Below are 25,183 nucleotides of genomic sequence, written 5' to 3'. Positions count from 1 at the left end.
ACTCTGATGAGCTCCGGCCACAACGACGAACGTGCGCGGCGGAACATGCCGACGTGACCGATTGCGCGGCCATCGCAGTTTTCCGGGCTGATGAAATGGACGTTGCTTTCGGCTCGTGGCAACCATCGCAACCAGTCTTCGATATTGGCCAGGGCGCAAGCGGGTCGTCGGTCGCCGCGGGCTTTTCTCGTGTCGGACCGATTCATGAAGGTTTGCGGGAAGCTCGAGCGGACAACTTTTTCGCCATTTCCTTCGTTGCTGCCGTTGCACAGATCGCCTGTGCCGCGGGTCGCATCGAACCATCGCCCCATGCGTTACGCGCCGATTTTTCGCAGGATGTGTCGCGCGCTTTCTTCCACTTCTCCATCTGCGCGTCGAGCGCCGCCTTGCGCCGTGGCTGCTCGCTCACCTGTTTGTCGACGATCCGCTGCAATTCCCGCTCGGCAACGAGCTGATCGCGCCACGCGCAAAAATTCATGCTCGTCTGGCTCGAGTCGCAGTCGCTGAGCAGCGCGTTGACCTCGCTCGCCGGCAAACCACTGCGCGCCGCTATCTCGTCCGCTGCCGTCGGGCCGGCAAATGCATGCGTCGACGCCAGCACGAGCAAACCGAGCATGGCCGTTCTCACTGTGCCCTCTGCTGTGGCTGGAACGGCGCCGATTCGAGTCGGCGCCGGTTGACAAGCCCGTTTGAACGAACGGGCGCCAGACGACGCCCGTTATCGTCTCGCGGATGAATCCAGACGCGCTGATTCATGTGCGACACGACGCCCGCGTCGTCGCTCTGATTCGCTGAACGGAACACGGCCAGCGCACCTGTGTTGCCGGTATTGTAGGCATAGCTGACGAGCTCATCGAATTGCAACTGCGTCAATTGCCGTCCCGATACATGTCGCCGCACGGCGACTTCTGCCCGACGGACCCGGGTCGCGAGTTGTGCATTGACTTGCGTCGTCGTAACCGGCGTGCGCAACTCTTCCGGGGTGCACGGCCCGGTGTGAGCCAGCGTTCCTCCGCCCACCCTGCGTCACTCAATCTCAGGCTTTCGTTCGCCATTTGGCCCTCCCGGCGCGACCGCTAATGCGAGTCGACCTCATCGTTCACTTCGGTTCTCGAAGCGATCAATGTATGGGGTTGCCGTTGGCAATGAAATCAGACGAGTTCGATTTTGACGCGTTCGTACATCAACGATCGCGAGGTACGAAAGACCGGGCAGCGTAACGTTACGTGCATCCGCGTACTCGCGCAAAAAGACAAACGGCCCGACCGGCAAGCGCCGGTCGGGCCGTTTTCATCGATGGGGCTTCGCGCCCCGCCGCCACTTCAATTCATCACCTCGCCGACACCCGCCGCCCTGCCCCCGCACGCACATCGCGCCCGCGCTTGTTGAGCCACGACGCGAACAGCACCATCAGCGCCAGCACGGCCGTCGCGCCCACTTCCATCCGATGCTCGTCGCTGACGAACATCACGGTCAGGGTGCCGCAGATGAACAGGATCACCGCCCACGTGAGCCACGGGAACAGCCACATCCGCAGCGGCAGCGCAGCGCCGCCCGATTCGAGCGTCCGGCGCATCCGCAGCTGCGAGATCGCGATCACCAGATACACGAGCAGCGCGATCGCGCCCGACGTCGCGAGCAGGAAGCCGAACACCTGCTCCGGCATCAGGTAGTTCGCGATCACGGTCACGAACCCGAACGCGGTCGAAGCGAGCACGGCCGCGCGCGGGGTGCCCGTGGAATCGGTGCGGTGCAGGAACGCGGGCGCGTCCTTGCGCCTGGACAGCGAAAACAGCATTCGCGACGCGGTGTACAGCGCCGAATTCAGGCAGCTCGCGACCGACACGAGCACGATCACGTCGATGATCGCCTTCGCGTTCGGCACGCCGATCAACTCCATCGCGCGCTGATACGAGCCGTGCTTCGGCAGCAGCGGATCGTTCCACGGCACGATGGCCGCGACGACGAGGATCGAGCCGAGATAGAACAGCGTGATACGCCAGATGACGGAATTCGTCGCGCGCACGATCTGGCGCTGCGGGTTGTCCGATTCGGCGGCCGCGATCGTCACGATTTCGGTGCCGAGGAACGAGAACATCGTCGTCAGCATCGCCGCGAGCACCGCGCCCGCGCCGTTGGGCATGAAGCCCTGGTGCGCGAAGAGGTTCGACACGCCCAATACGGCCGGCGCCGGCACGATGCCGACGATCGCCGCACCGCCGACGCAGAGGAACACGACGATCGCGACGACCTTGATCAGCGCGAACCAGAACTCGAATTCGCCGTAGTTCTTGACCGAGAACAGGTTGGTGATCGTCAGCAGCAGCGTGATGCCGAGCGCGAAGATCCACGTCGCGATGCCGGGGAACCAGGCGTTGAGGATGGTGGCCGCCGCGGTCGCCTCGATCGGGATCACGAGCACCCAGAACCACCAGTACAGCCAGCCGATCGTGAAGCCGGCCCAATGGCCGATCGCGCGATCGGCATAGGTCGAGAACGACCCGCTGTCCGGATGCGCGACGGCCATTTCGCCGAGCATGCGCATCACCAGCACGACCAGCACGCCCGCGATCGCATACGCGAGGATCGAAGCCGGCCCGGCTTCCGCGATCGCGTGGCCGGAGCCGACGAACAAGCCCGCGCCGATCACGCCGGCAATCGACATCATCGTCACGTGCCGCTGCTTCAGACCCGTGCCGAGGCCTGTGTTGCTTCCACTCATGTGTCTCTCTCCAAAAAACGGTTCCGATACGACCGGTGTCGCGTGAAGGCGGCGCGGGGAATTGTCGTTGTTGGATCCGGCTGCCCGCCGCGCGTGCGCGGCATGCGGGCAGAAGCGGATCGCGCCTGCTCCGGACGGTGCGCGACGCAGTCTGCGAAGCTGCGGGTGCGATGCGGTGCGCGAAGCGCCGGCGCATCGCGTGCGCGCCGTTCGTCGGCTGGTCGGTCAGCCGCCTTCGAAGCGAAGGAGTGTAAGCATCAAACGGTTCTTCACTAAGAACCAATTGAAGAATTTCGATGGGACCACTCGTTGCATCGATGCGCACCGATGGAACGCTTGGTTTGGCCCAGGGTCCGTGCGGGTGCCGCCGGATCGGACAACTGCGGGCGACGACTGCGCAATCGGAACCGCGACGAGCATGTCCCGTTGAAGCGGTCCGCGCGCCGCACTGGCGCAATGCGCCGGCGCGCGGCCGGCTCGTGCAGCTTGCCGACGCCGCACGGCCCGACGATTTCCCGCACTCCGTCGTTGACCCGCCGCATCATGCGGAACGGGCGGAGGTCGCCGCGTTCCGCCGGCGGATCCTCGAGGCAGCGCGGGCGGACGGCGCGGCCTCGGCGAGCGGCGCGGCGTAGCGTCGCGGCACCGCCCGATCGCGGCGATTCGCTGCAACGCGGCCTGGCCGTTCGGCTAACATGCCGCGGGCGCTCCGCGCGCCATCGAACGCAGACAACAACATCCGAAGAGAGAGACCATGCCCGCCCTGCTCCGCCGCGCGACGCGCATCGCGACCCTGTCGGCCGCGCTGTTCGTCGGATGCGCGATCCTGCCGCCCGCGGCGCACGCGTATCGCGCATCGCCCGGCTACGACAACGAAGCCGACCTCGACCGGCACGACACGTACCGCAATCGCGACGGCGACGCGGTCCATGCACCGGCCCGTTCGAAATCGGGCCGCGTGCCGGACGGCGCCAGCGCGCGCTGCCGCGACGGCACGTACAGCTTCAGCCGTCATCGGCGCGGCACCTGCTCGGGGCACGGCGGCGTCGCCGCATGGCTGTGAACGCGGGTCGGCCGAACGGCCGGTGCGGTGCCAGCGCCGGCCGGCGGCGAAGTACAATACGCGCTCGCGCCGCCAACCCGCGGCGATACCGCCGCGCCGCGCGCGGCCCGCTCCGTACCGAATCATCCGACGCCACGCGCACGCATGCGCCGCGCGGCAGTCTCAACCCTCTGACTTTCACACCGAAATGGCCCAATACGTTTTCACGATGAACCGGGTCGGCAAGATCGTGCCGCCCAAGCGCCAGATCCTGAAGGACATCTCGCTGTCGTTCTTTCCCGGCGCGAAGATCGGCGTGCTCGGCCTGAACGGCTCGGGCAAGTCGACGCTGATCCGCATCATGGCGGGCGTCGACAAGGACATCGAAGGCGAAGCGACGCCGATGCCGAACCTGAACATCGGCTACCTGCCGCAGGAGCCGCAGCTCGACCCGACGAAGACGGTGCGCGAAGCCGTCGAGGAAGGCCTCGGCGATCTGTTCCAGGCGAACAAGAAGCTCGAGGAAATCTACGCCGCATACGCCGAGCCGGACGCCGACTTCGACGCGCTCGCGGCCGAGCAGGCGAAATACGAGGCGATCCTCGCGTCGAGCGACGGCGGCAGCCCCGAGCAGCAGCTCGAAGTCGCCGCCGACGCGCTGCGCCTGCCGCCATGGGACGCGAAGATCGAGCACCTGTCGGGCGGCGAAAAGCGCCGCGTCGCGCTGTGCAAGCTGCTGCTCGAGAAGCCCGACATGCTGCTGCTCGACGAGCCGACCAACCACCTCGACGCCGAATCGGTCGACTGGCTCGAGCAGTTCCTCGTGCGCTTTCCGGGCACCGTCGTCGCCGTCACGCACGATCGCTACTTCCTCGACAACGCGGCCGAGTGGATTCTCGAGCTCGACCGCGGCCACGGTATCCCGTGGAAGGGCAACTACAGCAGCTGGCTCGATCAGAAGGAAGAGCGCCTGAAGCAGGAAGAAGCGGCGGAATCGGCACGCCAGAAGGCGATCAAGAAGGAACTGGAGTGGGTGCGCCAGAACCCGAAGGGCCGCCAGGCGAAGTCGAAGGCGCGTATCGCGCGCTTCGAGGAGTTGAACAGCCAGGAATACCAGAAGCGCAACGAAACGCAGGAGATCTTCATTCCGGTCGGCGACCGCCTCGGCAATGAAGTGATCGAGTTCAAGAACGTCAGCAAGTCGTTCGGCGACCGCCTGCTGATCGACAACCTGAGCTTCAAGATTCCGGCCGGCGCGATCGTCGGCATCATCGGCCCGAACGGCGCCGGCAAGTCGACGCTGTTCAAGATGCTGACCGGCAAGGAACAGCCGGATTCGGGCGAAATCGTGATGGGCCCGACCGTGAAGCTCGCGTACGTCGACCAGAGCCGCGACGCGCTCGACGGCTCGAAGACGGTGTTCGAGGAAATCTCGGGCGGCGCGGACGTGCTGACCGTCGGCAAGTACGAAACGCCGTCGCGTGCATACATCGGCCGCTTCAACTTCAAGGGCGGCGACCAGCAGAAGATCGTCGGCAACCTGTCCGGCGGCGAACGCGGCCGCCTGCACCTCGCGAAGACGCTGATCTCCGGCGGCAACGTGCTGCTGCTCGACGAACCGTCGAACGACCTCGACGTCGAAACGCTGCGCGCGCTGGAAGACGCGCTGCTGGAATTCGCGGGCTCGGTGATGGTGATCTCGCACGATCGCTGGTTCCTCGACCGGATCGCGACGCACATCCTCGCGTTCGAAGGCGACTCGCAGGTCACGTTCTTCGACGGCAACTACCAGGAATACGAGGCCGACAAGCGCGCGCGCCTCGGCGAGGAAGCCGCGAAGCCGAAGCGGATCCGCTACAAGCCGATCAGCCGCTGAGCGGCGCGGCGCGCGCAACCGGCACCGCGGCAACGCGGCTCCGGTTCGCCGAATGCGGCCGAATCGGGATCGGCAACGACGAAAAAAGCGCTCCGCGGGGCGCTTTTTTTTCGTCCGAAGACGCTTCGGCGGGACGGCTACGCGAGCACGCCGAGCTCGCGCAGCCGCGCCTCGGTCGCGGCCGCGCTCGTGTGATGAATACCGTGCCAGCCGAGCGCCGTCGCAGCCGCGGCGTTGTTCGCGTTGTCGTCGATGAACACGAGCTCATGCGGCGCGATGCCGGGCAGGTGCGGATCGATCCGCGCGTGCATCTCGCGATAGATCGCCGGATCCGGCTTCACGAGCTTCACGCGGCCCGACACGACGATGTCCTTGAACCGGCGCAGCACCGGGAAGTTGTCCCACGCGTACGGAAACGTCTGGGCGGACCAGTTCGTCAGCCCGAACAGCGGCATCCCGCGCGCCTCCAGCCGATCGACGAGCGCCACGCCTTCGTCGAGCACACCGCCGATCATCTCGTGCCAGCGCGCGTAGAACGCGCGGATCAGCGCCTCGTGCTCCGGAAACTTCGCGACGAGCTCGCTCGTGCCTTCGTCAATGGTCTGCCCGCCGTCCTGGCGAACCACCCAGTCCATCGCGCACACGTGCGTGAGGAACCAGCGGCGCTCCGCCTCGTCGGGAATCAGTTGCCGGTACAGGTACTCGGGGCTCCAGTCGATCAGCACGCCGCCGAAATCGAATACCACCGCCTTGATCGTCATGCGAACTCCGTGGCCAGCACGTCGGCAAGCGGACGCGGCGTCACCGCATTGCCCGACAGCGTGCCGTTTTCCCAGATGAAGTGGTGATGCGCGACGATCTGCGCGGCCGACAGGTGCGTGCGCTCGTTCGTCGTATGCAGGTCGGACACGACGGTCGTCCGGTAGCCGAGCAATGCCGCGCGGCGAGCGGCCGAGTCGACGCAGAACTCGGTCGCATAGCCGCAGATCAGCACCGAGCGGATCCCGTGACCGTCGAGCTGCGCGGCGAGCGGCGTGTCGTGAAACGCATCGCTCACGTGCTTGCGGATGCGCCAGTCGGCGCGCGCGACGATCAGGTCGTCATGCAGCGCCCAGCCCGGCGTGCCGGGCACGATGTCGTCGTCCGCATCGCCGTCGTGCTGCACGAAGCAGACGGGCGCGCCTGCCGCGCGCGCCGCTGCGGTCAGCCGGTTGATGCCGGCCACGACGTCGTCGAGCCGGTACGCGGGCCGCGCACGCTGCACGAGCCCGCGCTGCATGTCGATCACGATCACTGCGGTGTCTGCCATCGGTTGCTCTCTCTCACGGTCCGCCCGTCGTACGGCCGGTATCGTACGGTGTGCGCGTTGCGTCAGATCGGCTGCGTGCGTGCGTCGAGCCACGCCTTCGCGTCGCCGCTCACGTGCCGGCCGACGCGCTCGCGCACGGTCGCGTGATACGCGTTCAGCCACGCACGCTCTTCGTCGTGCAGCATCTCGACCAGCACGCAGCGCGTGTCGATCGGGCACAGCGTCAGCGTCTCGAACGCGAGGAAGTCGCCGAACTCGGTCTGCCCGCCCGCGCGGTTCACGACCAGGTTCTCGATCCGGATGCCCCATTTGCCGGGCCGGTACACGCCCGGCTCGATCGACGTGATCATCCCTTCCTCCATCGCCGTGTACGGCTCGGCCGGCGCGTAGTGCGAGATGACCTGCGGGCCCTCGTGCACGTTCAGGAAGTAGCCGACGCCGTGGCCCGTGCCGTGACCGTAGTCGAGCCCCGCCGCCCACATCGGCGCACGCGCGATCGCGTCGAGCATCGGCGAGCGAACGCCGCGCGGAAAGCGCGCGCGCGACAGCGCCATCATCGACTTCAGCACGATCGTGAAATCGCGGCGTTGCAGATCGCTGATCGTGCCGACCGGCACGACGCGCGTGATGTCGGTCGTGCCGGTCGTGTACTGGCCGCCCGAATCGACGAGCAGCAGGCCGTCGCCGGCGATCGTCGCGTGCGACTCGGGCGTCGCGCGGTAGTGCGGCATCGCGCCGTTCGCATTGAAGCCCGCGATCGTCGCGAAGCTCGGCGACACGTAGCCGGGGCGCCGTGCGCGCGCGGCCGTGAGCTTCTCGTCGATCGTCAGCTCGGTGATCGTCTCACGGTTCAGCGCGCGCTCGAACCATGCGAAGAATTCGGCGAGCGCGGCGCCGTCGTGCTCCATCGTCACGCGCACGTGTTCGATTTCGGCGGCCGTCTTGCGCGACTTCGCGAAGGTCGACGGGTTCACGGCCTCGATCAGCTTCACGCCGGCCGGCACCGCCTCGAGCGTGCCGAACGTCACACGGCGCGGATCGATCAGCAGCGTTGCGCCGTCGGGCAGCGCCGCGAGCGACGCACGCGCCGCGTCGTACGCGCGAACCTCGACGCCGTCCCGCGCGAGCGACGCGGCAAGTGCCGGCGACACCTTGCCGTCGGCGACGAACAGCGTCGCGCGATCGGCGCCGATCATCGCGTGCGCGACGAACACGGGGTTGAAATTGACGTCGGCGCCGCGCAGGTTGAACAGCCACGCGAGATCGTCGAGCGTCGACACGAAGTGCCATTGCGCGCCCTGCGCGTGCATCGCGCGGCGCACCTCGGCGAGCTTGCTCGCGCGCGTCGTGTCGGCCTGCGGCGCGACGTGCTCGAATACCGCGTCGCCTGGCAGCCCCGGACGCTCGGGCCAGATCGCGTCGAGCAGGTCGAGATCGGTGCGCAGCGCGATGCCGCGCGCGGTGAGCGCGGCCGTCAGCGCGCGCGCCGCCGCGACGCCGAGCACCGCGCCGTCGACGCCGACCGTCGCGCCGGCCGGCACGTTCTGCGCGAGCCAGTCGACGTGCGGCGCGCTTTGCTGCCCGCCCGTCATCTTCATCAGCTGAACGCCCGTGCCCGCGAGCTCGGCCTCGGCCTGCACCCAGTACCGGCTGTCGACCCACAGGCCCGCGAAATCGGCGGTGACGACCAGCGTGCCGACCGAGCCCGTGAAGCCGGACAGCCAGCGGCGCGCCTGCCAGCGTTCGGGCAGGTATTCGGACAGATGAGGGTCGGCGGACGGCACCAGATAGGCGGCCAGATTCTCGCGGACCATCGCGCCGCGCAGCAGCGCGAGGCGGGCCGGCACCGACGAGACTTCGGGGAGACGGGCATTCATGATTTCACCTGAGAGCTTTCAGCGACGGGCCGACACGGCGACCGTCACGGCTACGGCGAGGAACGCGACGCCGGTGCAGACCGGCCATTCGAGCGTTTCGCCATCGTAAAACAGTCCAGAGAGATTGCCGGCCATGCGCGCGGCGGCGGCGCCTGCGATGCCGACCATCACCACGATCCACCATGCCGGCCGGCCCGTGCGCCGCATCGGATGCAGCCACCGGCCGAACAGCCCGACGGCCGCTCCGAGGACAAGGATTCCAAACCAGTTCATTCGACGCCTTCTATAAATTCAGATTCGTCCCATAGGCGTGAACGTTGCCAGCGGCTAGCATCGATTCATCCATCGAACCCGAGACCAGCCGGGCGCCGCGAACATTCGAGTGTAGGGGCCGACCCGACGTTATGGCAAGCGCGCACCGGCAGCCGTATTGAACAAATCCTCATGCGAATCGCCCTGATCGATCCGGAGGCACGTCATGCTGCGCTCCTGAACCGCCTGCTGTTCGCGGGCGGTCATGTGTGCCACGCGTTTCCGTCCAGCGCGGCGTTCTTCGAGTGGCTCGCCACTCATACCTGCGACATGCTGATCACCGGCAACTGGGCCGGCGATCAGCCGGCCGAGGAAGTCATTCCGCGTGCGCAGACGATCCTGCCCGGTCTGCCGGCGATCGCCGTGATGCAGCTGGCGCGGGAAAGCGAAGTCGTGTCGTGCCTGCACGCGGGTGCCGACGATTGCCTCGTGCGTCCGGTGAGCGGGCCCGAGCTGCTCGCGCGGGTCAATGCGCTGAGCCGGCGCGCCGGCGTGCGGCGCCCGCCAAATCGCTCGCGCGAACTGTATGGAGAATACGCATTCGATGCGACCCACAGCCTCGTGCGTTTCGGCGACACGGTCGTCGCCCTCACGCCGAAGGAATTCCGCTTCGCGCAGCTGCTGTTCGCGAACCTGTCGCGGCCCGTGTCGCGCGCGCATATCCTCGAGACGGTCTGGGGCCGCCGCCGCGACATGAAGTCGCGCACGCTCGACACCCACGCGTCCCGGCTGCGGAGCAAGCTGCAATTGCTCCCCGAGCGCGGATATCGGCTCCTGCCGCTCTATGGCTACGGCTACCAGCTCGATAGCGTACCGATCGAGCCCCCAAATTCAAGGCCCCGCCATGCTGATGCCCGGTATGCCGCGAGTGAGGAAACCGCTGAAACGCTATAATATGGGGCTAAACGATAGCCCTCGATATGCAACTCCTCACGATCGGAATCAACCACCACACTGCGCCTGTCGCCTTGCGCGAACGCGTGGCGTTTCCGCTCGAGCAAATCAAGCCGGCTCTCGCCACGTTCAAGAACGTATTCCTCGGCCCGCAGGCGCCGAATGCGCCCGAAGCGGCGATCCTGTCGACCTGCAACCGCACCGAGCTCTATTGCGCGACCGATGATCGGGCCGCGCGCGAGGGCGCGATTCGCTGGCTGTCCGAGTACCACAAGATTCCGGTCGACGAACTCGCGCCGCACGTCTATGCGCTGCCGCAATCGGAAGCCGTCCGTCATGCCTTCCGCGTCGCGTCGGGCCTCGATTCGATGGTGCTCGGCGAAACGCAGATCCTGGGCCAGATGAAGGACGCGGTGCGCACCGCGACCGAAGCCGGCGCGCTCGGCACCTATCTGAACCAGTTGTTCCAGCGCACGTTCGCCGTTGCGAAGGAAGTGCGCGGCACGACCGAGATCGGCGCGCAGTCGGTGTCGATGGCGGCCGCAGCCGTTCGCCTCGCGCAGCGCATCTTCGAAAAGGTGGCCGATCAGCGCGTGCTGTTCATCGGCGCCGGCGAGATGATCGAGCTGTGCGCGACGCACTTCGCCGCACAAGGCCCGCGCGAACTCGTGATCGCAAACCGCACGGCCGAACGCGGCCAGCGGCTCGCCGAACGCTTCAACGGCCGCGCGATGCCGCTGTCGGACCTGCCGGCCCGCATGCACGAATTCGACATCATCGTGTCGTGCACCGCGTCAACGCTGCCGATCATCGGGCTCGGCGCGGTCGAGCGCGCGGTGAAAGCGCGCCGCCACCGGCCGATCTTCATGGTCGACCTCGCGGTGCCGCGCGACATCGAGCCCGAGGTCGGCAAGCTGAAGGACGTGTTCCTCTACACCGTCGACGATCTCGGCGCGATCGTGCGCGAAGGCAACGCATCGCGCCAGGCCGCGGTCGCGCAGGCCGAGACGATCATCGAGACGCGCGTGCAGAATTTCATGCAATGGCTCGACACGCGCAGCGTCGTGCCGGTGATCCGTCACATGCATACGCAGGCCGACGCGCTGCGCCGCGCGGAAGTCGAGAAGGCACAGAAGCTGCTCGCACGCGGCGACGATCCGGCCGCCGTCCTCGAAGCGCTGTCGCAGGCGCTCACCAACAAGCTGATCCACGGCCCGACGAGCGCGCTCAACCGCGTGAACGGCGCCGATCGCGATTCGCTGATCGACCTGATGCGCGGCTTCTACCAGCACGCGCCGCGCTCGAACGACCAGTCCGGCCACTAGCGCCGGCCGGCTCCCCCGCCGCCGGCCGCGAGCCGGCCTATCCTTTTCGAATACCCTTGCCCGGGAGCGCCGCTCCACACCATGAAAACGAGCATGCAACGCAAGCTCGACCAGCTGTCCACCCGGCTGGCCGAACTGAACGACCTGCTGAGCCGCGAGAACGTCACGGCGGACCTCGACCAGTACCGCAAGCTGACGCGCGAACACGCGGAACTCGGCCCCGTCGTCGAGCAGTACGCGCTGTGGCGCCAGTCGCGCAATGACGAAACGGCCGCGCAGGAACTGCTCGCCGATGCGTCGATGCGCGATTTCGCTGAAGACGAGATCCGCAGTGCCCGCGAACGCATGGCGCGCCTCGAAGGCGAGCTGCAGAAGATGCTGCTGCCGAAGGATCCGAACGACGACCGCAACATCTTCCTCGAAATCCGCGCGGGCACCGGCGGCGACGAATCGGCACTGTTCGCGGGCGACCTGCTGCGCATGTACCTGCGTTTTGCGGAGCGCCAGCGCTGGCAGGTCGAGATGATGTCGGAAAGCCCGTCGGATCTCGGCGGTTACAAGGAAGTGATCGTGCGGATCGCGGGCCAGGGCGCGTATTCGCGCCTGAAGTTCGAATCCGGCGGCCATCGCGTGCAGCGCGTGCCGGCGACCGAGACCCAGGGGCGTATCCACACGTCCGCGTGCACGGTCGCGGTGATGCCGGAAGCCGACGAGATCGGCGAGGTCGAAATCAATCCGGCCGATCTGCGGATCGACACGTTCCGCGCGTCCGGCGCCGGCGGCCAGCACATCAACAAGACCGATTCGGCGGTGCGCGTCACGCACATCCCGACCGGAATCGTCGTCGAGTGCCAGGACGACCGCTCGCAGCACAAGAACAAGGACCGTGCGCTGAAGGTGCTCGCCGCGCGCATCAAGGACAAGCAGTATCACGAGCAGCACGCGAAGGAAGCGGCGACGCGCAAGAACCTGATCGGCTCGGGCGACCGGTCGGAACGGATCCGCACGTACAACTTCCCGCAAGGCCGGATGACCGATCACCGGATCAACCTGACGCTGTACCGGCTCGAGGCGCTGATGGACGGCGATCTAGACGAACTGATCGGCGCGCTCGTCAGCGAGCACCAGGCCGAGCTCCTCGCGTCGCTCGGCGACGCCGACTGAGGCGGCGATGCACGACACCACCGCCGACGATCTGCTGCGCGCGTCGCCGCTCGACGCGCTCGATGCACGCGTGCTGCTCGCGTACGCGCTCGGCTGGACCCGCACGCAGCTGATCACGCGCGGCGACGCGCCGCTCGAGCCCGCCGCGATCGAGCGCTACCGCGCGCTCGAGGCGCGCCGCATCGCCGGCGAGCCGGTCGCGCAACTCGTCGGGATGCGCGAATTCTTCGGCCGGCCGTTCGACGTGACGCCGGACGTGCTGATTCCGCGCCCCGAAACCGAACTGCTCGTCGAAGCGGCGCTGGACGCGATCGATGGCCGCCCGCATCCGGCCGTGCTCGATCTCGGCACCGGCAGCGGCGCGATCGCCGTGTCGATCGCGGCCGAACGGCCCGACGCGCGCGTGTGGGCGCTCGACCGGTCGTCCGCCGCACTCGAAGTCGCACGCCGCAATGCGGACAAGCTGCTCGATGCGCGCCGCCCCGGCGGCCCGCTGCAGTGGTTGCAAAGCGACTGGTACGCCGCGCTCGACCCGGCCCTCGCGTTCGACACGATCGTCAGCAATCCGCCGTACATCGCGCAGCACGATCCGCACCTCGAGCAGGGCGACCTGCGTTTCGAGCCGCGCGGCGCGCTGACCGACGACGCCGACGGCCTGAGCGCGATCCGCACGATCGTCGCGGGCGCCGGCGCGTATCTGAAACTGGGCGGCACGCTGTGGATCGAGCACGGCTACGACCAGGCCGAAGCCGTCCGCGCATTGCTCGAGTCGCGCGGCTTCGTCGCAGTCGAATCGCTCGCCGATCTCGCCGCGATCGAACGCACGACAGGCGGCCGCCGGCCCGGCTGACGGCCGGCCCGTCCGGTTGAAATCCGCTATCATTTCGTTCTAACGCCCCGCAAACGCAAGGTCAGTCATGGACACCCAACAACGTATCAAGCAAATCGTCGACGAAAACCAGGTCGTGCTCTTCATGAAGGGCAACGCGCAATTCCCGATGTGCGGCTTCTCGGGCCGCGCCGTACAGGTGCTGAAAGCCTGCGGCGTCGACCAGTTCAAGACGGTCAACGTGCTCGAGGACGACGAAATCCGCCAGGGCATCAAGGAATTCTCGAACTGGCCGACCATCCCGCAGCTGTACGTAAAGGGCGAATTCATCGGCGGCTCGGACATCATGATGGAGATGTACCAGTCGGGCGAACTGCAGCAACTGTTCGCCGCCGCGTAACGCGTCGTTGCCGATGGCATCTCGCAGCGCGCCGCCGCGCCGGCTGATCGTCGCGATCACCGGTGCCACCGGCGCGGTCTACGGCGTGCGGCTGCTCGAACTGCTGCGCGCCGCCGGCGGCGTCGAAACGCATCTGCTCGTGTCGAACGCCGGCTGGCTCAATGTCCAGCATGAACTGAAGCTGTCGAAAGCCGACGTCGAAAGCCGTGCGGACGTCGTGCACTCGGTGCGCGATGTCGGCGCGACGATCGCGTCGGGCTCGTTCGCGACCGACGGGATGGTGATCGCGCCCTGCTCGATGAAGACGCTCGCCAGCGTCGCGCACGGGCTGTCGGACAACCTGATCACGCGGGCGGCCGACGTCACGCTGAAGGAACGCCGCCGTCTCGTGCTGATGGTGCGCGAAACACCATTCAACCTCGCGCATCTGCGCAACATGACGGCCGTGACCGAAATGGGCGGCATCGTGTTTCCGCCGCTGCCCGCGTTCTACGCGATGCCGAAGACGATCGACGAACTCGTCGATCAGACCGTTACGCGCGTGCTCGATCTGTTCGCGCTCGGTGCGCCGATGACCGCACCCTGGGCCGGGATCCGGCCAGCGCAATAAGCAGTTCTGCGCGGCGCCTTTCGTGTCGTTCCGCGTCCTTCTTCGCCGATCTGGCGGCTTTTCAGCTCATTGGTGCGCGTGAGCGTCAACGCGCTGCTGCGCAGCTGAATCGAATCGCCTGATTATCAACATAAGCGATTCAATCAAATTACTGGCCGCCCATTTATCAATGTACGGTGCGCGCCTATAGTCAAGGCAAACTCTTTTGCAGGCTCCCTGCCATGAACCGTTTGCCTTCGCTGTACCTGTCCCACGGCGCGCCCACGCTGCCGATCGACCCCACGCTGCCGTCCGGCGCGTTCGCGCAGCTCGGCGCCGAGCTGCCGCGCCCGCGCGCGGTGCTGATGCTGTCCGCACACTGGGGCACGCAGCGGCCCGTTGCGAGCGTCGCCGCGCACCCGGAAACGATCCACGACTTCTACGGCTTCCCGCAGGCGCTATACGACATCCGCTACCCGGCGCCGGGCGCGCCGGACCTCGCCGAGCGCGCAGCCACGCTGCTGAATGCGGCCGGCATTGCAACGGCGACGACCGAGCACGGCCTCGACCACGGCGCGTGGGTGCCGATGCTGCTGATGTTCCCGGAAGCCGACGTTCCCGTCGCGCAGTTGTCGATCCAGCCGCGCGCGGACGCCGCCCACCACTTCGCGCTCGGCCGGGCGCTGCGTCCGCTGCGCGACGAAGGCGTGATGGTGATCGGTTCGGGCCAGATCACGCACAATCTGCGCGCGGCCGATTTCGGCGCGGCGCCGGAGGATGCGGACCCGCGCGTCGCGGAATTCACCGACTGGTTCGAAGCGAGGCTCGCCGCGCGCGACGTCGACGCGCTGCTCGACTATCGCCGGCAGGCGCCGCACGCGACGCTGATGCATCCGACGGACGAACATCTGTTGCCGGTGTTCGCTGCGCTCGGCGCGGCCGACGACGACTATCAGCTGGGCATTCAGTCGCTCGGCACGTATCAACGCGTGCTCGCGATGACGAACTACGTGTTCGCGAGCGCGGCCGCCTGAGCCGGGCGGCGCGGCCCAACGCGCGCCATGAAACGAAAAGCCCGCCCGAGCAACGCTCGGACGGGCTTTATTTCGCGCTTCCTGCCGCCGCCGATTCCGGCGACAGATCAGGCGTGGTTGGGCATCGTCAGACACCGACCCCTTCGAGGATCTCGTCGTGCGACTCGCGTTCGTCGAGATACTGGGTTCGGTAGCCCGTGTTCACACCCCAGAAGTAAAACACGAGCGAGATCGCCGCGACGATCAGCATGTCCCAGCCGTACGGCAGCAAGCCGTGACCGCCGAACTCCTTGCTGCCGATCAGCGACAGCACGGCCATCGTCGGCAGGTACGCGACCAGCCACCATGCGGCCTTCAGGTCCGCGCCCCAGCCGGTCCAGCCGGCCTTCGCCTGGAAGAAGAAATACACCGGCAGCGCGACGATCATCAGCAGGATGATTTCGCCGGTCAGCGGCCACTTCGCCCAGTACAGGATCAGCGACGCGCACACGAACGCGAACGGTGCGATCAGCTTCATCAGCGGAATCGACAGCGGACGCTCGATGTCGGTCGCCGAGCGGCGCAGCGCCATCAGGCTGATCGGGCCGGTCAGGTACGAAATCACCGTCGCGACCGAGATCACCGCCGCGAGCGAGCTCCAGCCGCGGAAGAAGAACAGGAAGATGAACGACACGAGCAGGTTGAACCACATCGCCTGGCGCGGCACGCCGTAGATCGGGTGCACGTTGCCGAACATCTTCGGCATCGTGTTGTTGCGCTCCATCGCGTAGATCATCCGGGTGGTCGTCGCCATGTAGGTCGTGCCGGTGCCGCTCGGGCTGATGAACGCATCGACGTACAGCAGGATCGCGAGCCAGTTCAGGTTCAGCGCGATCGCGAGTTCCGCGAACGGCGACGAGAAGTTGAAGTGCGCCCAGCCCTTCGCGACCTCGACCGGATCGACCGAGCCGATGTACGCGATCTGCAGCAGCACGTAGATCACGAGTGCGAGCAGGATCGACGTGATCACCGCGAACGGCACGCTGCGCGACGGATTGCGCGCTTCACCGGCAAGGTTCACCGGGCTCTGGAAGCCGTTGAACGCGAACACGATGCCGCTCGTCGCCACCGCGGTCAGGACGGCCGACCAGCCGTACGGCGCGAAACTCGCGTTCGATGCGGTGCCGAGGTTTTCCGAATGGAAGCTCGACAGCATCAGGCCGAGGATCGTGAGGCCGGGGATCAGGAACTTGAAGATCGTGATCGCGGTGTTCGCCCGCGCGAACGCCTTCACGCCCCAGTAGTTCAGCAGGAAGTAGACGACGACCAGCACCGCCGACAGCAGCAGGCCCGGTGTCGTCAACTCGCCGTTGACGAACAGCGCGTGCGCCCACGGATACGGCCACGTGCTCATGTACTGGATCGACGCTTCCGCTTCGATCGGAATCACCGATACGATCGCGATCCAGTTCGCCCACGCGCTGATGAAGCCCACCAGCGAACCGTGCGAGTAGCGCGCGTAGCGCACCATGCCGCCGGATTCCGGGAACATCGCGCCGAGTTCGGCGTACGTCAGCGCGATCGCGAGAATCACGACCGCGCCGATGATCCATGCGCAGATTGCCGCCGGACCGGCAATCTTCGCAGCCTTCCAGGCGCCAAACAGCCAGCCTGAGCCGATAATCGAACCCAGCCCCGTCAGCATCAGTGCAAACGGGCCGATGTTCCGTTGAATAGAACTCTTCACATCCTCTCCTGTGTCTCAAAAAGCACGGTCGGCCTGCTGCCCGGGATCGGCTCGGACAGCGCCGCGCATGCCATTTTGGGGGGAGGGTCAACCCGATCGGGGCAACCCGTCCACGCGGCGCGTAGTTTAACGGTTGCACCTGCAAGTTGGCGCCAAAATCGTTCGCCCCCTACAAAAAATTCGCGTCGCTTGCAAGGTTTGTAAACCTTAACTCCGCAATAACCCTGAGAGCATGGAAATCCGGTTGACCGCAGGGCCGATTAGCCGTATAAACAACGTTGCAGGATTTCAAGCGGCGAGTGAATTGGTTCTTTCGTAGTTCGCCCATCAACGGTACTCCGGTTGGTCCCATTACCCCCTTCCTTGATTTTCCGCACCCATGGGCTTCGGCCCCGTTTTATCTTTTTAGGAACAAGTAACATGGCAACCGGTACCGTCAAGTGGTTCAATGACGCAAAGGGCTTCGGCTTCATCACCCCGGAAGGCGGCGGCGACGATCTGTTCGCGCACTTCTCGGAAATCCGCGTCGAAGGTTTCAAGACGCTGCAAGAAAACCAGAAGGTTGAATTCGAAGTGAAGACGGGCCCGAAGGGTCTGCAAGCTGCGAACATCCGTCCGGTCTAAGCTTGGCGCGATCATTCGTGTAAAAAAGCCCCGCTTCGGCGGGGCTTTTTGTTTTTGGGCGCTGGCCGCCGGCCGGCATGGCGACCCGTTGGCCGCCCACCCTTCAGCCGAACAGCCGCTGCGCGTGAATGCCGAGGCCCGTCGCGACACTCGCGAGGCGATCGCCGAACACCGGCTGCGCGTCCGGGAACGCGGCGGCCAGCGCGCCCGACAGGAACGCGAGGCCAGTCGAGCCGCCGGTGAAATACAGCGCACCGACGTCGCGCGGCGCCACGCCCGCGAGCCGCACCGTTTCGCGTGCCGCTTCGACGATGCGCGCGGTATCGTCCACGCTCGCGTCGACGAGGCGCTTGGCGTCGAACGCAATCTGCAGATCCTCTTCCACGTCGTTCAGGTCGATCATCGTCTCGCCGCCCGCCGCCACGCCGATCTTCGCCTCTTCCGCGCGCGCCATCAGCGCATGACCGAGCCGCTGCTCGACCACGCGCGTCAGCCGGTCGTGCTGCCGCACGTCCCGGTACAGGTGCTTCATGAGCTTCAATTCGCCCAGCCGTTTCGGCGTGTAGACCGTATTGATCAGGTGCCACGTCGCCAGGTCGAAGTAGATGCGGTTCGGCAGTTCGCGCCCCTCCGGGTCGAGCGCGCGGTAGCCGAATGCGGGCAGGATTGCCGACAGTTCGACGCGCCGGTCGTAGTCGGTGCCCGCGACGTGCACACCGTGATGCGCGAGCACGTCGTCCTTGCGCTCGAGGCGCGCCATCCGCTCCGGCCCCACGCGGACCAGCGAAAAGTCCGACGTACCGCCGCCGATGTCGGCGACGAGTACCAGCCGCTCGGCCTGCTGACGGGACTCGTAGTCGAACGCCGCTGCGATCGGCTCGTACTGGAAATGCACGTCGGTGAAGCCGACCGAGCGCGCGGCGGCTTCCAGCTGGTTCTGCGCGAGGCGGTCTGCGCGCGGGTCTTCGTCGACGAAGAATACCGGCCGGCCGAGCACCGCGCGGCCGATCGGCGCGCCGGCGTGAGCCTCCGCCTTACGCTTCAGGTGCGTCAGGAAGCGGGCGATGATCTCGGTGTACGCGATCGCGCTGCCGTCGCCGAGATCCGTCGTGGTCTCCGCGAGCGGCGAGCCGAGAATGCTCTTCATCGACCGCATCAGGCGGCCGTCGAAGCCGTCGATATAGGAAGCGAGCGCCGCGCGGCCGAACTCGACCGTCTCTTCGTCGTTGTTGAAGAAGATCGCGGTGGGCAGCGTCAGGTGGTCGCCCTCGACGGGCGCGAGACGCATGCCGTCGCCGCCGGGCAGCGCCACGGCGGAATTGGACGTGCCGAAATCGATCGCGCAGTAAGTCATGGGAAGGTGCCGCAGCATGGCCGGCGCGAAAACGGAAAGGACGGGCTTTTTATCACGAAGCCTGCCGGATCACAACTGGGGCCGGCCAACCGGCCGGCGGACGGCGCCACGCGCGCATCCGGGGCGGCGGCAACGGGTACGGACGGCGGACGGGCGCATCGTGCACGCCCATCCGCGTGCGGGATCAGGCCGCGGCGTCGAAGCCCTTCTTCCACGCGCCCGCATAGACGACTTCGCCGATCGGATGACGCGTGCGCGGCGCCTTTTCGCGATCGCGCAGCACCGGATCGAGCTTGTCGACGTTGCCGTAGTGGCCGAGCGAGATGATCGCCGGGATCGCGACGTCGGCCGGGATCTCGAACGCATCGCGAAACGCCTTTGCGTCGAAGCCGCTCATCTGGTGCGCGGCAAGGCCGAGCGCGTGCGCCTGCAGCACCAGCGACATCGCCGCCGCACCCGCGTCGTACAGCGCGGTCGGCGCCGGTTCGCCCTTCGGCGTGAGCGTGTGCGCGGTCACGGCGATCAGCACCGGCGCGGGTGCATTCCAGCCCTGGTTGAACGGCACCAGCGTCGCGAATGCGCGCTTGAACGCCGCTTCGTCCCGCGTGCGATCGAACACGATGAAACGCCACGGTTGCGCGTTGTACGCGGAAGGCGCCCAGCGCGCGGCTTCGAGCACCGCGTGCAGATCGGCGGCGCTGATCGGCTCGTCCGAATACGCGCGCGGGCTCCAGCGGCCCGCGATCAGGTCGTGAATCGAAACAGTGGTGGGAGCAGGTTTGACGGACATGCGGTTCCTCGTGGTGTCGGAAATGGGGTCGCCTCATGAACGCACAAGAATAACCGTTCGCCGCGACTCCCGCACGGTCGGCCGCGTAGAAGCTTATCGAGAGACCTGGAAAGGCAGGCGGGCTTCGGCCGGCGCGGCGTCAACGGCTAAGGGGCCCTTCCCGCTCCCGCGAAACGACAATTTCGTACGCGTCCGATATCGTGAATCTCAGCATTTCGCAACAATGGAGCCTTGTCGGCCCAATGGGCACGAGAACGGGTCGCCCGTCAACTCCCGATTGGCGCACAACGCCCGCCCGTCTCCCGGGCAGGTCGGGTTCCGCGCCCGCGCATCGCGTCACATTTCTCAAGCATGGCCGCGGATGCAACCGAAGTACATCCCACTATGCGAAAATCAACCATCCACTCTGAATGGCGTTCCCGAATAGGCTCCTTGCTGCACGTTGCGCTCTTCATGATCGCGGCGGCCGTCGGTGCAGAAGCTTTTGCCGGCACGTGTTCGTTTGCGCCGGGCAATTCGGTCAGAAACGACACCGTTTCGCTGCCGTCGACCGTCTTTACCGGACGCGATATTCCGATCGGACAAGTCATCTATAGCACGAACCTAGGGTACGGTGGCGTGCCCGAGGGCAATTGCACCGGCCTCTCCGACACGGATCAATTCGAGCAGGTCAGTTTCGAGGCGAGCGGTGGGCAGCTCACATCCTGGAATCAAGGATCCTACGGAGGCAAGGTGTACAAGACCGGCCAGGATGGAATCGGTATCGCGTTTCTCGCCGGCACGCCTATGTCGTACTCCGGTGTGCCATCCGGCAACGTTGAACTCCTGATGGGCCCTGCGCAGGGCACCAAGGCCTATTTCAACGATACGGTCGCCATCGTGCTGATCAAGATCGGCGACGTGAAGCCGGGGAAAATCAACGCGTCCATACTTCCGCAAATCAGGTTGTACTACGGCTCGAACCGGCTCAACGCTGTCAATTATTCAGTCACCGGCTCGACCACGATCACGACGGGCACCTGCAAGACGCCGGACGTCGCCGTCGACATGGGCACGTTCCTGAAGGAGCGCGCGTTCACCGGCGTGGGCTCCGCCACGCAGTGGAAGCCGGTCAATATCGCGCTACAGAACTGCCCGGCGTTCACGTCGAACGTCACGCTGCGCTATACGCTCACGCCTGGCACGCCGATCGTCAATTCGTCCCAAGGCATCATCGCGCTGAAACCGGAGGCCGGAAAGCCGACGGCGACCGGCATCGGCTTGCAAATCGCGAAGGCCAACCGCACGGCCGTCACGTACAACCAGCTGATGCCAGTGGACTTCAAGCCGCAGTTCGTCGAAGACGGCAACTACACGATCCCGCTGCTGGCCCGCTACTACCAGACCGCGTCCGCCGTCACACCGGGCACCGCCAATGCGCTCGTCACGTTCACGCTGAACTATCAGTAGTGCCGAGCCCGTCCGCCTGCGCGGTTCACCAGCCGGCGCGCGAGCCTTCGTCGCGCGTCAGGCCGCCTGCGCGGCCGCGCGCGACGGCCCGCGATTGATTCGCAGCACGATCAGCGCACCGATAATGCAAAGCCCGCCCGAGATCATCGACGCGATCGTATAGGTGCCGAGGCTCGCGCGCAGCAGCCCCGCGCCGAGCGCCGCGAACGCCGCGCCGAGCTGGTGGCCGGCGACGATCCAGCCGAACACGACCGGCGCCGCCGCCTTGCCGAACACGTCGGTGGCGAGCCGCACGGTCGGCGGCACGGTCGCGATCCAGTCGAGTCCGTAGAACATCGCGAACAACGGCAGCCCGAAGAAATCGATGCCGAATGCATGCGGCAGGTAGATCAGCGACAGCCCGCGCAGCCCGTAGTACCAGAACAGCAGCACACGATTGTCGTAACGGTCGGACAACCAGCCCGACAGCGTCGTGCCGAACAGGTCGAACACGCCCATCGCGGCGAGCAGCGACGCGCCCTGCACTTCGGTCATTCCGTAGTCGCTGCACATCGCGATCAGGTGCGTGCCGACATAGCCGTTGGTGCTCGCACCGCAGATGAAGAAGCTGAAGAACAGCAGCCAGAAGTCGCGCGAGCGGCTCGCCGTCAGCAGCGTGCGGAACGCAACCGCGAGCGGGTTCTCCTTCGTCGCGTCGGGCGCCGCCGGCGCATCGTCAGGCTCGCCGTACGGGCGCAGCTTCACGTCGGCCGGCCGCTCCGGCAGCAGGAACGCGACCAGCGGAATCACGACCGCGGCCGCGACCGCGACGACCAGCACGACCGGGCGCCAGCCATGGCGTTGCGCGATCGCCGCGAGCATCGGCAGGAATACGAGCTGGCCGGTGGCCGTGCTCGCGGTCAGGATGCCCATCACGAGGCCGCGCCGCGCATGGAACCACCGCGTGACGAACGTTGCGGACAGCGTCAGCGCGACGACGCCGGTCGAGCAGCCGACCATCAGCCCCCAGATCACGACCATCTGCCAGCTCTGCGTCATCATCGACGACAGCGCGACGCCCACGCTCAGCGTCGTCAGCGCGGTCAGGATCGTCGGCCGCAGCCCGAAGCGCTGCATAGCCGCCGCCGCAAACGGGCCGGTCAGCCCGTACAGCGCGATGTTCACCGAAATCGCCAGCGAAATCGCCGCGCGGCTCCAGCCGAGCTCGCGCTCGAGCGGCACCATCAGCACGCTCGGCGTCGCACGCGTGCCGGCCGCCGCCAGCAGGATCAGGAAAACCACCGCCGCCGCGAGCCAGCCGTAGTGAAAGCGCCCGCCGATTCGTGTCACTGCCCAGTTCATGTTGTCCCTCTCCAGTTGGCGGACCGGCGCCCATGCGCCTGAACCGCCTCACCACCAGGCCACCTCCGCCGCACGCTGCATCGGCTGACCCGGGCCGATACGTGGCATTCGTCTGTCGATCCGAGCGGCATTGTTACCGATCGGTCACAAGTGTGTTGCGATCGTAGTTACCAGTCGGTAACATGTCAAGCAATCCATCACGCAGTCGAGGGTCATCATGTCGGGCATCGAGGCCGCCACCCAGCCGCCGGCACGCCGCACGCGCCGGCCGATCGCCGCGGCCGCCGCGCAAGAACACCTGCTGCGCGCAGCCGAGGAGCTGTTTTACAAGGAAGGCGTGCGCGCAGTGGGCGTCGAGGCGGTCGTGGAACGCGCGGGCGTCAACAAGATGAGCCTGTACCGGCAGTTCTCGTCGAAAGACGAGCTGATCCTCGCGTATCTGGAGCGGATGGACGCGTGCTTCTTCGAGCGTTTCGATTCGAGCGTCGCGAAGCATCCCGGCCAGCCGAAGGCGCAGCTGATCCAGTATTTCGTCGACCTCGCCGAGCGCGCGACGCAGAAGGACTATCGCGGCTGCCCGTTCGTCAACGTCGCGGCGGAATTCCCCGATGCGTCGCACCCGGCGCGGGAGCGCGTCGCGCAGAACAAGGAACAGTTGATGAAGCGGCTCGTCGCGCTGTGCGAAGGTGCCGGCGCGCGGCAGCCGAAGGCGCTCGCCGATGCGCTCGCGCTCGTCGTCGAAGGGATCTACGCGGCCAGCCAGACGTACCGGCACGGCGAAACGCCGATCGGCACCGCGCCCGCGCTGGTGACGCAGCTGATCGAAGCTGCATGCGCATGACGCGCCGCGCATGTCATGACCGGGCGGGCGCGCTCCGGCTACAATGCGGCCCTCGCTGCCGTTCCGCCCGATTGCCTTCGCCATGACCGACACCCGCCCCGACTCGCACGACGACATCGTCGCCGCCACGCGGCACTGGCTGGCGCGCGCGGTGATCGGGCTCAATCTGTGCCCGTTCGCGAAGAGCGTCTACGTGAAGGACCAGGTGCGCTATGCAATCAGCGAAGCCACGACACTGGAAGACGCGCTCGCGGATCTCGAAACCGAATTGCGCACGCTCGAAGCCGCTGATCCGCGGCAGGTCGACACGACGCTCGTGATCTATCCGCGCGTTTTCGCGGATTTCGTCGACTACAACGACGCGCTGTTTTTCGCCGACCGGCTCGTGCAGCAACTGCGGCTCGACGGCGTGCTGCAGATCGCGAGCTTCCATCCCGAGTACCGGTTCGAAGGCAGCGAAGCCGACGACATCGAGAACTACACGAACCGCGCGCCTTATCCGATCCTGCACCTGCTGCGCGAGGACAGCATCGCGCGCGCGGTCGACGCGTTCCCGGACGCGTCCGCGATCTACGAGAAAAACCAGGAAACGCTGCGCCGCCTTGGACACGACGGCTGGCGCGAATGGATGCGCCGGCCGGGCGACGACGTCTGACGCATCGCGCGACGGGCGCGCAGCGCGGCGGACGCCGCGGTTGCTCGGCGGGCTCGGCCGACTCGGCCCGCTCAGTCCGCGGCCGGCTCGATGGCCGTGCCGGCCGCCGCCGCGGGCGCCGGCACGAAGAAGCGCTCGTTCAGCTCGGCGAGCCCGAACATCCCGAGGATCTCGTTCAGCCGCTCGCTCGGTTTGCGGCGCGGCAGGTTCTTGTACTGCGCGATGATCAGCTCGTTCTTCATCGAATGCTCCCAGCCGACCAGCTCCGTCACGCTCACCTGATAGCCGTGCGCCTCGAGTTGCAGGCAGCGCAGCACGTTGGTGATCTGGCTGCCGAATTCGCGCGTATGCAGCGGATGCCGCCACACTTCCGTCAACGCATTCGCGAGCGACTTGCCCTTGTTCCTGCGCAGCACGCCCGCGACTTCCGCCTGGCAGCACGGCACCAGCACGATGTGCTGCGCGCGCTTTGCGAGCGCGAAACGGATCGCATCGTCGGTCGCCGTGTCGCACGCATGCAGTGCGGTGACGACATCGACCGTCGGCGGCAGCTTCGGCGACGTGATCGAATCGGCGACCGACAGATTCAGGAACGACATGCCGCCGAACCCGAGCCGCGCGGCGAGCTCGGTGGAGCGCGTGACGAGTTCCTCGCGGGTCTCGATCCCGTACACGTGCGACGTGAATGCCGGCGTGCCGTGCCCGGGCTGCTGCTTGAAGAACAGGTCGTACAGGATGAAGCCGAGATACGACTTGCCGGCGCCGTGATCGACGAGCGTCACCGCGCCGTTGTCGGCCTGCACGCTCGCGAGCAGCGGCTCGATGAACTGGAACAGGTGATAGACCTGCTTCAGCTTGCGGCGGCTGTCCTGGTTCAGCTTGCCGTCGCGGGTGAGGATATGCAATTCCTTCAGCAGCTCGACGGACTGCTCCGGACGGATTTCGTAGGTCTTGTTCGACATCGTGAAGCGGCGCCGGGCCACGGTCGGTCGACCACGGCCCGGCGGCGGGAATTCGTGAGGAATGGCGA

General features: G+C 66.5%; 25 protein-coding genes and 1 pseudogene. 14 read left to right on the top strand and 12 right to left on the bottom strand.

What is annotated here, in order from left to right:
• Nucleotides 1–202 precede the first annotated feature (202 nt).
• From BSE24067_RS08930 to gabP, 3 genes are all read right to left on the bottom strand, one after another.
• Nucleotides 203–616, bottom strand: a complete 414-nt coding sequence (locus BSE24067_RS08930; protein WP_151065110.1) for a lysozyme inhibitor LprI family protein — start codon at nt 614–616, stop codon at nt 203–205.
• A gap of 8 nt (nt 617–624) precedes the next feature.
• Nucleotides 625–1,020 (bottom strand): lysozyme, encoded by a 396-nt coding sequence (locus BSE24067_RS08925; protein ID WP_244130548.1) that lies wholly within the window; start codon nt 1,018–1,020, stop codon nt 625–627.
• Between the two features lie 310 nt (nt 1,021–1,330).
• The gene (gabP, locus tag BSE24067_RS08920; RefSeq protein ID WP_151065111.1) at nt 1,331–2,722 is read right to left on the bottom strand and encodes a GABA permease; all 1,392 of its coding nucleotides are present in this window, start codon (nt 2,720–2,722) and stop codon (nt 1,331–1,333) included.
• 452 nt (nt 2,723–3,174) lie between these two features.
• On the opposite strand from gabP, the pseudogene BSE24067_RS32430 reads away from it, so the two are divergent.
• The 3 genes and pseudogenes from BSE24067_RS32430 to ettA form a co-directional block, all read left to right on the top strand.
• A pseudogene (locus BSE24067_RS32430) lies at nt 3,175–3,357 on the top strand (transcriptional regulator GcvA); the annotation flags it as partial.
• A gap of 119 nt (nt 3,358–3,476) precedes the next feature.
• Nucleotides 3,477–3,785: a DUF3761 domain-containing protein gene (locus tag BSE24067_RS08915; RefSeq protein ID WP_151065112.1), complete on the top strand. Its 309-nt coding sequence runs from the start codon at nt 3,477–3,479 to the stop codon at nt 3,783–3,785.
• A 187-nt stretch (nt 3,786–3,972) separates the two neighbouring features.
• On the top strand, nt 3,973–5,640 hold the full coding sequence (gene ettA / locus BSE24067_RS08910) for an energy-dependent translational throttle protein EttA (RefSeq protein WP_151065113.1): 1,668 nt from the start codon (nt 3,973–3,975) through the stop codon (nt 5,638–5,640).
• Nucleotides 5,641–5,777: 137 nt separating this feature from the next.
• Here the strand turns inward: ettA and BSE24067_RS08905 are convergent, their stop codons facing one another.
• The 4 genes from BSE24067_RS08905 to BSE24067_RS08890 form a co-directional block, all read right to left on the bottom strand.
• Nucleotides 5,778–6,401 (bottom strand): HAD family hydrolase, encoded by a 624-nt coding sequence (locus tag BSE24067_RS08905; RefSeq protein ID WP_151065114.1) that lies wholly within the window; start codon nt 6,399–6,401, stop codon nt 5,778–5,780.
• Nucleotides 6,398–6,949 carry a cysteine hydrolase family protein gene (locus BSE24067_RS08900; protein WP_151065115.1) on the bottom strand — a complete coding sequence of 184 codons (552 nt, stop codon included), beginning with the start codon at nt 6,947–6,949 and terminating at the stop codon, nt 6,398–6,400. The genes BSE24067_RS08905 and BSE24067_RS08900 overlap by 4 nt, the downstream gene beginning before the upstream one ends.
• Before the next feature lie 62 nt (nt 6,950–7,011).
• Complete coding sequence (locus tag BSE24067_RS08895; RefSeq protein WP_151065116.1) at nt 7,012–8,826, bottom strand: aminopeptidase P family protein; 1,815 nt, start codon at nt 8,824–8,826, stop codon at nt 7,012–7,014.
• A gap of 18 nt (nt 8,827–8,844) precedes the next feature.
• Nucleotides 8,845–9,099 carry a hypothetical protein gene (locus BSE24067_RS08890; protein WP_151065117.1) on the bottom strand — a complete coding sequence of 85 codons (255 nt, stop codon included), beginning with the start codon at nt 9,097–9,099 and terminating at the stop codon, nt 8,845–8,847.
• Between the two features lie 171 nt (nt 9,100–9,270).
• On the opposite strand from BSE24067_RS08890, the gene BSE24067_RS08885 reads away from it, so the two are divergent.
• From BSE24067_RS08885 to BSE24067_RS08855, 7 genes are all read left to right on the top strand, one after another.
• Nucleotides 9,271–10,032 carry a response regulator transcription factor gene (locus BSE24067_RS08885; RefSeq protein ID WP_151065118.1) on the top strand — a complete coding sequence of 254 codons (762 nt, stop codon included), beginning with the start codon at nt 9,271–9,273 and terminating at the stop codon, nt 10,030–10,032.
• Nucleotides 10,033–10,058: 26 nt separating this feature from the next.
• Nucleotides 10,059–11,357 carry a glutamyl-tRNA reductase gene (hemA, locus tag BSE24067_RS08880; protein WP_151065119.1) on the top strand — a complete coding sequence of 433 codons (1,299 nt, stop codon included), beginning with the start codon at nt 10,059–10,061 and terminating at the stop codon, nt 11,355–11,357.
• A gap of 81 nt (nt 11,358–11,438) precedes the next feature.
• A complete protein-coding gene (gene prfA / locus BSE24067_RS08875) occupies nt 11,439–12,521 on the top strand; it encodes a peptide chain release factor 1 (RefSeq protein WP_151065120.1) in 1,083 nt (360 codons plus the stop codon).
• Between the two features lie 7 nt (nt 12,522–12,528).
• Nucleotides 12,529–13,371, top strand: coding sequence for a peptide chain release factor N(5)-glutamine methyltransferase (gene prmC, locus BSE24067_RS08870; protein ID WP_151065121.1), 843 nt, complete (start codon nt 12,529–12,531; stop codon nt 13,369–13,371).
• 67 nt (nt 13,372–13,438) lie between these two features.
• A complete protein-coding gene (grxD, locus tag BSE24067_RS08865; RefSeq protein ID WP_011883132.1) occupies nt 13,439–13,750 on the top strand; it encodes a Grx4 family monothiol glutaredoxin in 312 nt (103 codons plus the stop codon).
• Nucleotides 13,751–13,763: 13 nt separating this feature from the next.
• Nucleotides 13,764–14,360 (top strand): UbiX family flavin prenyltransferase, encoded by a 597-nt coding sequence (locus BSE24067_RS08860; protein WP_151065122.1) that lies wholly within the window; start codon nt 13,764–13,766, stop codon nt 14,358–14,360.
• Nucleotides 14,361–14,581: 221 nt separating this feature from the next.
• On the top strand, nt 14,582–15,373 hold the full coding sequence (locus BSE24067_RS08855) for a DODA-type extradiol aromatic ring-opening family dioxygenase (protein WP_151065123.1): 792 nt from the start codon (nt 14,582–14,584) through the stop codon (nt 15,371–15,373).
• A gap of 127 nt (nt 15,374–15,500) precedes the next feature.
• Here the strand turns inward: BSE24067_RS08855 and BSE24067_RS08850 are convergent, their stop codons facing one another.
• Nucleotides 15,501–17,099: an APC family permease gene (locus tag BSE24067_RS08850; protein ID WP_151065124.1), complete on the bottom strand. Its 1,599-nt coding sequence runs from the start codon at nt 17,097–17,099 to the stop codon at nt 15,501–15,503.
• 420 nt (nt 17,100–17,519) lie between these two features.
• Between BSE24067_RS08850 and BSE24067_RS08845 the strand changes: the two genes are divergently transcribed.
• A complete protein-coding gene (locus tag BSE24067_RS08845; RefSeq protein WP_006477070.1) occupies nt 17,520–17,723 on the top strand; it encodes a cold-shock protein in 204 nt (67 codons plus the stop codon).
• A 103-nt stretch (nt 17,724–17,826) separates the two neighbouring features.
• Here the strand turns inward: BSE24067_RS08845 and BSE24067_RS08840 are convergent, their stop codons facing one another.
• Together BSE24067_RS08840 and BSE24067_RS08835 are read right to left on the bottom strand one after the other, a co-directional pair.
• Complete coding sequence (locus BSE24067_RS08840; protein WP_151065126.1) at nt 17,827–19,077, bottom strand: Hsp70 family protein; 1,251 nt, start codon at nt 19,075–19,077, stop codon at nt 17,827–17,829.
• 184 nt (nt 19,078–19,261) lie between these two features.
• A complete protein-coding gene (locus BSE24067_RS08835; RefSeq protein ID WP_040143232.1) occupies nt 19,262–19,867 on the bottom strand; it encodes a nitroreductase family protein in 606 nt (201 codons plus the stop codon).
• A gap of 432 nt (nt 19,868–20,299) precedes the next feature.
• Between BSE24067_RS08835 and BSE24067_RS08830 the strand changes: the two genes are divergently transcribed.
• Complete coding sequence (locus BSE24067_RS08830) at nt 20,300–21,316, top strand: fimbrial protein (protein WP_170297481.1); 1,017 nt, start codon at nt 20,300–20,302, stop codon at nt 21,314–21,316.
• 57 nt (nt 21,317–21,373) lie between these two features.
• On the opposite strand, the gene BSE24067_RS08825 is transcribed toward BSE24067_RS08830, so the two are convergent.
• Entirely contained in the window at nt 21,374–22,657 is a 1,284-nt protein-coding gene (locus BSE24067_RS08825; protein WP_151065128.1) for an MFS transporter, read from the bottom strand.
• A 217-nt stretch (nt 22,658–22,874) separates the two neighbouring features.
• Here BSE24067_RS08825 and BSE24067_RS08820 point away from each other — a divergent pair, with 217 nt between their 5' ends.
• Together BSE24067_RS08820 and BSE24067_RS08815 are read left to right on the top strand one after the other, a co-directional pair.
• Nucleotides 22,875–23,498: a TetR/AcrR family transcriptional regulator gene (locus BSE24067_RS08820; protein WP_151065129.1), complete on the top strand. Its 624-nt coding sequence runs from the start codon at nt 22,875–22,877 to the stop codon at nt 23,496–23,498.
• Nucleotides 23,499–23,580: 82 nt separating this feature from the next.
• Nucleotides 23,581–24,153: a DUF1415 domain-containing protein gene (locus BSE24067_RS08815; RefSeq protein WP_151065130.1), complete on the top strand. Its 573-nt coding sequence runs from the start codon at nt 23,581–23,583 to the stop codon at nt 24,151–24,153.
• Nucleotides 24,154–24,224: 71 nt separating this feature from the next.
• Here the strand turns inward: BSE24067_RS08815 and BSE24067_RS08810 are convergent, their stop codons facing one another.
• A complete protein-coding gene (locus BSE24067_RS08810) occupies nt 24,225–25,115 on the bottom strand; it encodes a class I SAM-dependent methyltransferase (RefSeq protein ID WP_151065131.1) in 891 nt (296 codons plus the stop codon).
• Between the last annotated feature and the right edge of the window lie 68 nt (nt 25,116–25,183).

The organism is Burkholderia latens (genome assembly GCF_902499045.1).
GTDB lineage: Bacteria > Pseudomonadota > Gammaproteobacteria > Burkholderiales > Burkholderiaceae > Burkholderia > Burkholderia latens.
Note: the sequence above shows the minus strand (reverse complement) of the source record. Positions and strands in the feature narration are given on the sequence as shown.